General features: G+C 45.4%; 2 protein-coding genes. Both read left to right on the top strand.

Annotated elements, in window-relative coordinates:
- Window positions 1-330: 330 nt before the first annotated feature.
- Window positions 331-3,126, top strand: coding sequence for a PD-(D/E)XK nuclease family protein (locus HZB61_03740; protein ID MBI5055711.1), 2,796 nt, complete (start codon window positions 331-333; stop codon window positions 3,124-3,126).
- Window positions 3,127-3,237: 111 nt separating this feature from the next.
- Window positions 3,238-6,462, top strand: coding sequence for a UvrD-helicase domain-containing protein (locus tag HZB61_03735; GenBank protein ID MBI5055710.1), 3,225 nt, complete (start codon window positions 3,238-3,240; stop codon window positions 6,460-6,462).
- The last annotated feature ends 408 nt before the right edge of the window (window positions 6,463-6,870 follow it).

Below are 6,870 nucleotides of genomic sequence, written 5' to 3'. Positions count from 1 at the left end.
TACTTTATTACAGATTCTGTCAGTTACTCTTTTCGAAAAAATGCCTTTACAACAAATAGTTCAGTATTCCAATTATGGTTTCAATATAACCGAAAATCAAAACCAGTTGAATCTATTCGATTCTTAACCGGACAGTAGTGAGATTGGTTCATTTGTAAAAAAGTTGGAGAACATTAAAATAACCACAGAGACACGGAGGCACGGAGGAAGACAAGAATAGAATCTCTATGTTTATTTATTTTTTTCTCCGTGTCTCAGTGACTCAGTGGTTTTTAAAAGTTGCGTTTCAACTAAAATACGAATGAAAGAAAGATTGATCGGGACACTCAAGTGAAAGACGGAACGCTTTTCATAGCGCCTTTTGGCGTAAAGAACAAAAAGGAAACAATTTTCAAAGAGATCGTTTCTCTGTGCCCTGGCAATGATTTTTCGTCAGTATTATATCTCGCTCCGAACACTTCCGTTGCCGCGGAAGCCAAAAGGCATTTCTTCTCATATCAGAAAAATGTCCGTAAGAGGCCAGCGTATGTCCCCTTTCAGGCATTGACCATAAAGCAGCTTGCTGTAAATCTGAATGAAAACGTAACCCCACCTGACCTCCCCTTAGATAAGGGGAGGAACGCCATCTCCGCAAGGATCAGGACGCTTGTCCTGTGCGAGATATTTAAAGAGAAGAACATCGGATATGCCCAGCTCTTGTCAGAACTCTTTCAGAAAATCAGGCAGTACATCCCGGATAAAAATATTTCACAACTAAAGGAAGACATCAAGCAACTGATATTTGAAGAGAAGACAAGGGAGAGGGCGGTGCAGGCCATTGAGGTCCTTCAGGCGTATGAAGATTTCCTGAAAGAAAATAAACTGATCGATGCGGAAGATATGATGAGAGAGTGTATTGCAATAATACAGAATACAGACACCCCCTTGCCCTTGAATTATACCCTTGTCATTGACGGGTTTTTTGATCCCACGCCGCTTGAGCTTGAGATCATAAAGTCGCTTATTGACAGGGCAGGGAAGGTTTTTATATTTGCAGGAGAGGGCACCGAGCTTCTGAAATTTTTTCAGACGAACAAAGAAGGAATTCTAACAAAGAAGCTTGAGAGCGCTGTCCGCCGGGAAGATACAGGATATTATTCATACCCTTCAATGGAAGAAGAAGTCGAGGGCATTGCAAAGGGAATAAAAAAACTCATGATCGACGGAGTAAAACCCTGGGAGATAACTGCGTGTTTCCCTTCTCTCTCACGCTACATTCCCATGCTCAAAAGGATCTTCAAAAAACACGGTGTCCCGGCCAGCATAGGAGAATATGATCTTTCAACCACAAAACCATTCATGGCGCTGGAGGGAATACTCACCTGTATTGAGGATGATTATCCGAGGAATGATCTTCTCTCTTTCATAACATCACCCTGTTTTCCGTCAATCCCTGAAACTTTAAAGGAGCTGGCGGTCACTTATTCCTACCGGGCGGGGATCATTAAGGGGAAACAGTCCTGGCTTTCTGTTGAGGCCGTGCTCGGCAATGCCCCTAAAGAAGATTTAACCGAGGATGAAAAAATAAAGATCGCCGAATTTCAAAAGGGTATCAAACAGGTCATTGATATTCTCGAAGGCATCAAACAGGCTAAGGACATGATCTCTTTTATCGACTCTTTTGAGTCGGGATTAGACAAATTAGGGTTCTTTGATTACCTGGATAATCCTCCGGTTGGAGTGAAGGGGGCCGGTGAAATATCCCGCGCGGTTGAGAACTTGTTTTCAGAGTTGCGACAATTTGCCGGGTTTCATGGAACAGGTTTGCACAAAACCGGTGCGTATATGAGATATCTATTACAGGGCATAAGCGCTGCGGATGAGGACATAAGCGGAGTCAAGATACTCCCTTATGAAATAGCTGCCGGGCTTGAGAGCAAGGCGCTGTTTTTCGGCGGGGTATTGGAGGAAAATTTTCCTTCCAGGCCGGGAATAGACCCCATATTGCCTGAGAAGGTAAAACGGGAATTGGGCATGCCCCATCTCGAATATTATTTTAACAGGCAGAAAATGTATTTCAAAATGCTCCTCAATGCCTCAGCGTTCGACCCGTATGTTTCCTGCCCTTCCGCGGAGGGAGATAAAATATTTCTGCCCTCGCCTTTTCTCGACTGGGAGAAATCTCTCTGTCCCGTAGAGCTGAACATTTTTACAGAGGAAGACGTCCTCGTTAGAGAAGGGACGGCAGGTGTGATGCCGAAGATATCCTGGGGCGCTGAAATGTCCTTTGATAAAAACACGCTTGAAATTCTGCGCCGGAGGATCGGCGCGATGTCCAGGGGATATTTCAGGGTGACCGATATTGACTTCTATCGGAAATGCCCGCTTCGTTTTTATATCGAAAGGGTCCTCTCGCTTGAATTGGAGGAGCCGCCGAGGTTCGAAGTGGAATACAGACTATGGGGAAGCCTCGCGCACAAGACCATGGAGTATCTGTTTGAGGACAAAGGATTTTCATTGGACACATTTGAACAGAGACTTTATCAGTCACTCGAAAGAAGTCTGAAGGAATTTCCCATAGGGGATTTCTGGGCGAATGTGGCAAGAGAGATATTTAAAAAACTTTTACCCTTACTCAAAGAACAGGAAACAGCAATAAGGGCGGAAGGGTACATCCCGTATAAGGTTGAAGAAAGCATAAAGGCGGAGATCGACGGGATCAGGCTGAAGGGAAAGATAGACAGGATTGATGTGAGGAGTCAGCAGTCAGCAGTCAGCAGTCAGCAGAAGAAAAATATTCCCCCTTTGGCAAAGGGGAATGAAGGGGGATTTTCAGGCGATAAAGTTATCCTCCTTGATTACAAGACCGGCTCTATTGACAGCGACAGTCTTCAGATGCAGTTATATGCCCGCATGTGGCAGGAGAATTTCAAGGAGGCGGTGGAAAGAGTCGGATATTATTCTTTGAAAAACGGCAGTGTGACCTGGTATCCCAAAAAAGATACTATGGAGAAATTCATACAGGACGCTTTGCAAAAAACCGGGGAGCTTGTTGACGGGATGAAAAATGGCTCGTTTCCCTCTGAACCGGGCAGCAGCAATGAATGCAGATACTGCGATCACGCCCCGCTGTGTGAAAAAGGATAATCCATAGACAGAGAAAAAGATCTGAATTGATCCACAGATTACACAGATTAACGCAGATTTACAACCAGTAACTACTGACTAATCTGCGAAATCTGTGGATAATATGTTTTTATGAGCTATCTCGACACTGACAAAAGCATAATGATTTCCGCTCCGGCAGGATCGGGAAAGACCGAAAAGCTTGCGAGGCGTTATATCGCACTGCTTCAAAAAGGCGTTGAAGTGGAGAGGATACTCGCCATTACTTTTACCGAGAAGGCCTCTGCCGAGATGAAGCAGAGGATCCTCAAGATACTCAAGAACGAAGACGAGCCGCTCTTCCGGCATCTTCTTGAAAAGATACCCCTCATGCGCGTGTCAACCATTCACTCTTTTTGCGGGACGCTCCTGAGGCGGTTTTCCTTTGAGGCGGCAATCGATCCTAATTACAAAACCCAGGACGCCATTGAATCCGGCATGGAATGGGACGAGATTTTGTTTGATGTGCTGATGGCTGTAGGGGCGGGTTTGAAACCCGCCCCTGCGGGGGCGCTGAATAAACCGTCCCCACATATTCAGGAAGACAATTTCATTCTGCAAACACTCAGCGAGAAAGGGTTCAGGGGACTTGATTATCTTAAAAATACGGTTGACTATCTCTTTCAGAAGACGCCGTTTTCCACTGAGGCCAAACCGTTTATTTACACACAACCCGACACGGCTTCTTTAATTGAGGAGCTGAGATTATGGCATGGAGTAAAAGACGCGATTGACGGTTATGGAAAAATATTTGAAGACGGTTCTTCTGAGAAGATCGTCTTATTGGAAGATTATTTTATGACCAAGGCAAAAGACCCCCGTCAAAGGCCGCATCCGGCGCTCAAGAAAATTCCGGATTATAAAGAATGGGCCGCGAAAATGTACAAGTACTGGGAGGGGGTGAAATTTAAGGAGTACGCGCGGAGAGGGGAGAGGACCGGCAGGATTTTTGAAAAATGTCTGGCAGCGTACACTGAACGGAAAAAGGCGAAGGGCGCTCTCGACTTCAGCGATCTCGAATATATCTCCTATAAGACCCTCACTGAAAATCCCGAGTGGGCCAACATCCTTTATGCGTTTGATGAAAAAACAGACCACATCCTTGTGGATGAGTTTCAGGACACCAATACTTTTCAATGGACGATCATCGATAAGCTGACAGAGGAATGGCGTTCAGGCATGGGCGCGAAGAGGGAGGAAGGCACCTGTCCGACCATATTTCTTGTGGGTGATGAAAAGCAGTCCATTTATTATTTCAGGGGTGCAAACGTTGAGATCTTCCGCAGGGTCAGGGAAAAGATGCAGGACTGGCTCGGCGATGAATTTCAATATGAAGAGGCAAAGGAGAATTTTCGCAGCCTCCCGGCTATTGTTGAATTTACAAACCATGTCTTTTCAAAGGTCATGTACTCAGGGCAGGTCCGCTATTCATGGGAAACGAGATACAGTCCTTTCAGCGCGCACAGGCCGGGCATTCCCCACACGGGGAGGGTTGAGGTCGTGCTGCTCAATGAAGAAGACCAGCCGGTCCAGGAGACAAAACAAAAGGAGGCCGATGTCCTTGCGCAGAGGATACAAAGCCTTGTCGGGAACTTTCAGATAACGGACAAAAATACCGGGCAGCAGAGATTTTGCAGGTACACGGACATTGTAGTACTTCTAAGGAAAAGGACCCACCTGAGAAAATATGAGGAGGCGTTAAGGAGCTGCAACATCCCGTTTGTCACTGTGAAGGGCATAGGTTTTTACCAGGAGCCGGAAGTCGCCATGCTCAGGGCGCTTGTATTTTTTCTCTCAAACCCGTGCGATGACTACAGCCTTTACATCCTGCTGAAGGGCCTGCTTTTTAATATCGATGAAAGTGCCATCATCCAATTAATAAGCAGCGAGGGAGACAGTTTGTTTGAAAAGATGAATGTAGGGACGGGAGGGGATGAAGGGGAGGGTGAGAAAAAAAGTGGATTGGGAGGGAATACAACGGAGCACATCAAGGAAGCTGTAACGCTCCTGCAGGATTTGCGATCGCAGGCCTCGCACACGCCAGTTTCAGAATTGATCGAATATACTCTTGTCAAAACAAAGGTGTGGAGATATTTTCATGAACCGCAGAGAAGGGCGAATATCAAGAAGTTCATCAGGATAATAGAGGAACTTGAGGCGGACGGCAAGTCGCTCATCAAGATAAGGGATTTTTTTGAAAGGACCTTCGATAAGAATGAAGAGCCAAAGGCAAACGTGAATACCGAGGGTATGGACGCGGTGAAGATAATGACGATCCACGCGGCAAAAGGGCTTGAGTTCCCGGTTGTTTTTATTCCCGGTATTGAAGAACAATTCAAGACGTCAACAAATGAAAATCTTGTGTATGAAGCACCCCCCCATCCCCCCCTTGCTAAGGGGGGGGATGCGGGGGGTCGCTTCTTTTTTAAGTCCATCCCCGAACCTTCAATACGCAAAAGGGATGAGGATTTCCAGATCCATCAGGCAAAAGAGGAAGAGGAACAGAAAAGGCTTTTTTATGTCGCGGTAACGAGGGCAGGTGAAGCGCTTGTCCTCATCGGGCACTGGGACGGCAAGGACAGGAGTTTTTTAAGCCTGCTGCGGCAGGGACTTGATATTGAGAAGGAAGGCGAATTGTTCAATGTGAAGGCTGATATTGAGGGGCTGGCAATATTGTCTGAGGAAGACGTGAAGATGCTCCATGAACATGCGCACAAATATGAAGCTGAAAAAACAGTCCCGCTCCGCATTGACGTCATTCCTGTCACCATCCCGGAGCAGTCGCCGTGGAAGTCCGTCACGGAGGCCGCGGACATCAGGCGGCGGCACGGCAAGGACTGGCTGGTCCTCGGAGACATCATGCACAGGATCTTTGAGGGCGTGTCAAAAGGGATGTTTCAAGAGCAGGAGATCACAACAAGGGCAAAGAGACTGCTTGAGTCAAAAGGGATTCACGGTGTGCAAATAGAAGAAAAACTTTCGATCATCGATAAAGATATTTCCGTCCTGAAGGAAAAAGGCATCTGGCAGAATATCATCATTCCCAGAGAAGATTCGTTCTCGGAACTTCCGTTCATACTTGAAGCCGGAGATGCGGTTTATTCCGGCAGGATTGACAGGATAATAAAAGAGGATGATGTTTATAAGATTTACGACTACAAGACATTCCCCGTGAAAGAAAAAGAAGTTGAATACTTGCTGAGGGAATATTCGTTTCAGCTCAATCTTTACAAAAAAGCGGTGCGGGAGCTTTTTAACACGAAGAACGTAAAGTCGTTCATTGTGTTCACGCACACGGGGGAGGTATATGAGGGGTAGGGGCAAACTCCCGTCTTCTGAATTTTTTGGGGAATCAATAAACGTATAGGTTAACGGAAAGACAATATTGGTAAGTAGATTTGTAATTATCTATTCTCGGAATGTAAAATGTCACAGCACTGAATGTTAAATGTTTATCATATATAGCTTGAGGCTATCATATTGCAAGTACATGATTATTGCTTTGTCTTTGTTAAATGTCTCAACAGTTAGTTGTTAAATCATAAGCGTGGTTTCAAATATTATGATTTAATTATAGTACCCCTAACAGTAGTGTCCGGTTAATATTATGAGAATCATTCATAACAATATGAATACAAAAAACTTTTCCCATGATTTTCATGGTGTCGACTTGAATATAAGTCAGCATATTGGCAATCTTTTCGGAACTGTAATTTCCGGAGGTGC

The sequence above is a fragment of the Nitrospirota bacterium genome, assembly GCA_016214845.1.
Classification (GTDB): domain Bacteria; phylum Nitrospirota; class Thermodesulfovibrionia; order UBA6902; family UBA6902; genus SURF-23.
The sequence above is the reverse complement of the archived record's forward strand: the minus strand, read 5'-3'. Positions and strand labels throughout refer to the sequence as shown.

Excerpts from the sequence above, each read along its gene's own strand:
- HZB61_03735 (MBI5055710.1), top strand. The coding sequence starts at position 3,238 with ATGAGCTATCTCGACACTGACAAAAGCATAATGATTTCCGCTCCGGCA.